Origin of the sequence: Brevundimonas denitrificans (genome assembly GCF_030160755.1) — a bacterium.
Taxonomy (GTDB): Bacteria; Pseudomonadota; Alphaproteobacteria; order Caulobacterales; family Caulobacteraceae; genus Brevundimonas; species Brevundimonas denitrificans.
Genome location: NZ_BSOY01000117.1, coordinates 1 through 4,338 on the forward strand (window position 1 = coordinate 1; position 4,338 = coordinate 4,338).

The following is a 4,338-nucleotide window of genomic DNA, read 5'->3' on the forward strand; positions in this document are numbered from 1 at the left end:
GATCGCCGCCGTCAGCGTCGTCTTGCCGTGGTCAACGTGACCAATCGTGCCGATGTTGCAGTGCGGCTTGTTACGTTCGAACTTTTCCTTGGCCATTCTCTTCTCTCCGTCCCCTGAACAGGGGGCTTTGTCCTAGTGTTTCAGGGGGTGATTTAAGCGGAATACTTCTTGATCACTTCGTCGGCGACGTGTTGCGGCACCGGCTCGTAGTGGTCGTACTGCATGGTGAAGGCGGCGCGGCCCTGCGACATCCCGCGAAGGGTGTTCACATAGCCGAACATGTTGGCCAGCGGCACGAAGGCGTTCACGACGGTGGCGTTGCCGCGCATGTCCTGACCCTGGATCATGCCGCGACGGCCGTTCAGGTCGCCGATGACCGAACCGAGATAGTCCTCGGGGGTCACGACCTCGACCGCCATGATCGGCTCGAGCAGCTTGGGGGCGCCCTTTTCCTTCAGTTCGCGGAAGGCGGCGCGGGCCGCGATTTCGAACGCCAGCACGCTGGAGTCGACGTCGTGGAACTTGCCGTCCGTCAAGGTCGCCTTGAAGTCGATCAGCGGGAAGCCGGCCAGCAGGCCGCCGTCCTTGATGGAGTTCAGACCCTTTTCCACGCCCGGGATGTATTCCTTGGGCACGGCGCCGCCGACGATCGAGTTCTCGAACACGAAGCCCGAGCCGGGTTCGCCGGGCTCGAAGGTGATCATGACGCGGGCGAACTGGCCCGTACCGCCGGTCTGCTTCTTGTGCGTGTAGTCGATGTCGACCTTGCGGCCGAGCGATTCACGGTAGGCGACCTGGGGCTGACCGATCGTGGCGTCGACCTTGTAGGTGCGGCGCAGGATGTCGATCTTGATGTCCAGGTGCAGCTCGCCCATCCCCTTGAGGATGGTCTGGCCCGACTCGTGGTCGGTCGAGACGGTGAAGGAGGGATCCTCCGAGGCCAGCTTGGCCAGGGCGACGCCCAGCTTCTCCTGGTCGGCCTTGGTCTTGGGCTCGACCGAGATTTCGATCACCGGCGCCGGGAATTCCATCTTCTCGAGGATGACGGGCGACTTCAGGGGATCGCACAGGGTGTCGCCCGTGCGGGTGTCCTTCAGCCCGGCCAGGGCGACGATGTCGCCGGCGTAGGCTTCCTTGATGTCCTGACGGTCGTTGGAGTGCATCAGCAGCATGCGGCCGACGCGTTCCTTGCGGTCGCGGCTCGAGTTCAGCAGGCCCATGCCGGTTTCCATCTTGCCGGAATAGATGCGGCAGAAGGTCAGCGAACCGACGAAGGGGTCGTCCATGATCTTGAACGCCAGGACCGACAGGGGCTCGTCGTCCGAGGCGCGGCGCACGACCGGCTCTTCCGTCTTGAAGTCGATGCCCGGGGTCGGGGGGATGTCGATCGGCGACGGCAGATAGTCGACGACGGCGTCCAGCAGCGTCTGCACGCCCTTGTTCTTGAAGGCCGAGCCGCACAGGATCGGATAGAAGGCGCCGGTCAGCACGGCCTTGCGGATGCACTTCTTCAGCACTTCCAGCGAGGGCTCCTCACCGTCCAGATAGGCCTGCATGGCCTCGTCATCCAGTTCGACGGCGTTGTCGATCAGGTACTGGCGAGCGGCCAGGGCCTTGTCCATCAGGTCGTCCGGGATCGGGCCGACGGTGAAGTTGGCGCCCAGGGCGTCATTGTCCCAGACCACCGAATTCATGGCGACGACGTCGACCAGGCCCGACAGCGAGGATTCCGAACCGATCGGGAACTGGATCGGCACGGCCTTGGCGCCCAGACGGTCGCGGATCGACTGCACCGAGGCGTCGAAGTCGGCGCCGATCTTGTCCATCTTGTTGACGAACACGATCCGCGGAACCTTGTACTTGTCGGCCTGGCGCCAGACGGTTTCGGTCTGCGGCTCGACGCCGGCGTTGCCGTCCAGCACCGTCACGGCGCCGTCGAGCACGCGCAGCGAACGCTCGACCTCAATGGTGAAGTCCACGTGGCCGGGGGTGTCGATGATGTTGAGGCGCTTGCCTTTCCAGAAGGCGGTCGTCGCGGCGGACGTGATGGTGATGCCGCGTTCCTGCTCCTGGTCCATCCAGTCCATGGTCGCGGCGCCGTCGTGGACTTCGCCGATCTTGTGGGACTTGCCGGTGTAATACAGGATCCGCTCGGTCGTCGTCGTCTTGCCCGCATCGATGTGGGCCATGATGCCGAAGTTGCGGTAGTCCTCGATCTTGTTTTCGCGGGCCATGAGAAGCGTGCCTTGAAGTGAGTTCAGGACGCGTTTGGCGCCCTCGGGGAGATGTCAATCTGTGCGGATAAGCGGGCGCGGGCGATTTAGCTCAAACCGCCCGCGCCGGATAGTCTCAAGATAGGCGCCGAAGAGGGCGCCTTGAAGGCGTTTACCAGCGGTAGTGGCTGAAGGCGCGGTTGGCCTCGGCCATCTTGTGGGTGTCTTCGCGCTTCTTGACCGCGGTGCCGCGGTTGTTCGAGGCGTCCAGCAGTTCGGCGGCCAGCTTTTCCGTCATGGTGTTCTCACCCCGCTTGCGCGCGGCGTTGACCAGCCAGCGGATGGCCAGGGCGCGGCGGCGATCGGGGCGAACCTCGACCGGCACCTGATAGGTGGCGCCGCCGACGCGACGCGACCGGACTTCGACGGCCGGAGCCACGTTGTCGAGCGCAGCGTGGAACGTGGCGACGGGCTCCTGTTCCTTCTTCTTGTCGGCCAGGATCTCGAACGCGCCGTAGACGATGTTCTCGGCGACGGCCTTTTTGCCCTCGTACATGACGTAGTTCATGAACTTGGTGACGATCAGATCCTTGTATTTGGGATCCGGCAGAACTTCGCGCTTCTGTGCGCGGTGACGACGGGACATGGGCTTGGCCTTCTAAATCGGTGTCGGACGGCTGGCTCTCGCCAGCGAATGGAATGGGCGGATCGCTTACTTCGGACGCTTGGCGCCGTAGTGCGAACGGCGCTGCTTGCGGTCCTTGACGCCTTGCGTGTCGAGCACGCCGCGCAGGATGTGATAGCGCACGCCGGGAAGGTCTTTCACGCGGCCGCCACGGATCAGGACCACCGAGTGCTCCTGCAGATTGTGGCCCTCGCCGGGGATGTAGCACACGGCTTCGATGCCGGTGGTCAGACGCACCTTGGCGACCTTACGCAGCGCCGAGTTCGGCTTCTTCGGGGTCGTCGTATAGACGCGGGTGCAGACGCCGCGGCGCTGCGGGCAGCCCTTCAGGGCCGGGACCTTGTTGCGGACCGGCTTGGGTTGGCGCGGCTTGCGGATCAGCTGGTTGATAGTCGGCATTCGAAACTCGTCTCTTTCAATCGATGGAGGCGTGTGCCTTTCGGCCGGAGCGCCTCATGAGCCTTCTTTTCGGACGACGCCGATGCGCCGCCCCGGGTTTGATCTCGAGCCGGCAAGGCGACGTCCAAACGAAAAAACCGGAACGCGCGCTTCGGGCGTTCCGGCGGGCGCAGCCCGTCCGTTCAATTGTCACGATCCCGGAACCCGGCGGACCGGGAACCTCGAAAGTGGGCGGCTTCTACGCGCGGGGGGGCTGAAGGTCAAGGGCGGCGGGTTCGTCGAGCCGGAAGCGGACGTTGTATTCGATCTTCGCACCCTCCCCGCGGAGCGCATCAGGACCGAGCCGCGCCTGTCCCGCAGCGCGCAGAGCCGCTTCTCCAAACCATTGCCCAGCCGGGCGTTCCGAAAGGATCTTGCAGTCCGTGAGACGCCCGTCCGCCTGCGCGACACATTGCACCCGGACCACGCCCTGCCCTTCCGCCAGGGCGACGGGCGCCCCGACACTGGTGCAGCCGGCGCACAGGGCGAATAGCCCAAGGACCAACCGTCGCATCGCAGGAATCCCGTCAGCCGAATTTCACCCGTAGAATTGATAGCACTCCGCCCACTTTGAGGCAGCCCCAATACCGCCACGCTCGCCCCATCCTGTACGCGCATGGCGGGTGGACAGCGATTTCGGGGGCCGGCGTGGGTGTGGCCCGCCCGTGCGGAGCGGTGGCGCAAGCCGGTGATCGTGGCCGTGTCCGTGCTGGGCCACGCGGCGATCTTCTCCTGGCTCGGCCTGCGCTCCATGGGACTCACCATGGGAGGCGTTCTCCAGGTCGACCCGGAGCCGATCATCTATGTCCAGCTGGAGCCCCGCCCGCTCCTGCCCGGCGAGGTCGCGCGAGTCCGTCCGCCGCCGGAGCAGACGCAGGACGTCGCCGCCCCTGTCCTGCCCGGCTCGCCCACGGCCGACCGCGACCTGCCCTTCCGCGACCCCGCCGACGATGACGACCAGCCGGCCCCGCCCGCGCCCCGCCTCGGCGTTCCCGCTCCGGG

Annotated in this window: 6 protein-coding genes; 1 reads left to right on the plus strand and 5 read right to left on the minus strand. The window is 65.4% G+C overall.

Annotated features, from left to right (window positions below; genetic code table 11):
• The 5 genes from QQJ79_RS14970 to QQJ79_RS16095 form a co-directional block, all read right to left on the minus strand.
• The coding region (locus tag QQJ79_RS14970; RefSeq protein WP_284223729.1) for a GTP-binding protein at positions 1-96 on the minus strand (96 nt) is incomplete at its 3' end.
• Between the two features lie 56 nt (positions 97-152).
• A complete protein-coding gene (gene fusA, locus QQJ79_RS14975) occupies positions 153-2,234 on the minus strand; it encodes an elongation factor G (protein WP_284223727.1) in 2,082 nt (693 codons plus the stop codon).
• Positions 2,235-2,385: 151 nt separating this feature from the next.
• Positions 2,386-2,859, minus strand: coding sequence for a 30S ribosomal protein S7 (rpsG, locus tag QQJ79_RS14980; RefSeq protein WP_055832312.1), 474 nt, complete (start codon positions 2,857-2,859; stop codon positions 2,386-2,388).
• A gap of 66 nt (positions 2,860-2,925) precedes the next feature.
• A complete protein-coding gene (gene rpsL / locus QQJ79_RS14985) occupies positions 2,926-3,297 on the minus strand; it encodes a 30S ribosomal protein S12 (protein ID WP_055832311.1) in 372 nt (123 codons plus the stop codon).
• 238 nt (positions 3,298-3,535) lie between these two features.
• Positions 3,536-3,850, minus strand: coding sequence for a TonB family protein (locus tag QQJ79_RS16095; RefSeq protein ID WP_431307607.1), 315 nt, complete (start codon positions 3,848-3,850; stop codon positions 3,536-3,538).
• Positions 3,851-3,988: 138 nt separating this feature from the next.
• Between QQJ79_RS16095 and QQJ79_RS14990 the strand changes: the two genes are divergently transcribed.
• Positions 3,989-4,338, plus strand: a 350-nt coding sequence (locus QQJ79_RS14990) for a hypothetical protein (RefSeq protein WP_284223728.1), incomplete at its 3' end; no start/stop codon positions are given.

Coding starts and splice junctions, on each gene's coding strand:
- fusA (WP_284223727.1), bottom strand. CDS start 2,234: ATGGCCCGCGAAAACAAGATCGAGGACTACCGCAACTTCGGCATCATG.
- rpsG (WP_055832312.1), bottom strand. CDS start 2,859: ATGTCCCGTCGTCACCGCGCACAGAAGCGCGAAGTTCTGCCGGATCCC.
- rpsL (WP_055832311.1), bottom strand. CDS start 3,297: ATGCCGACTATCAACCAGCTGATCCGCAAGCCGCGCCAACCCAAGCCG.
- QQJ79_RS16095 (WP_431307607.1), bottom strand. CDS start 3,850: ATGCGACGGTTGGTCCTTGGGCTATTCGCCCTGTGCGCCGGCTGCACC.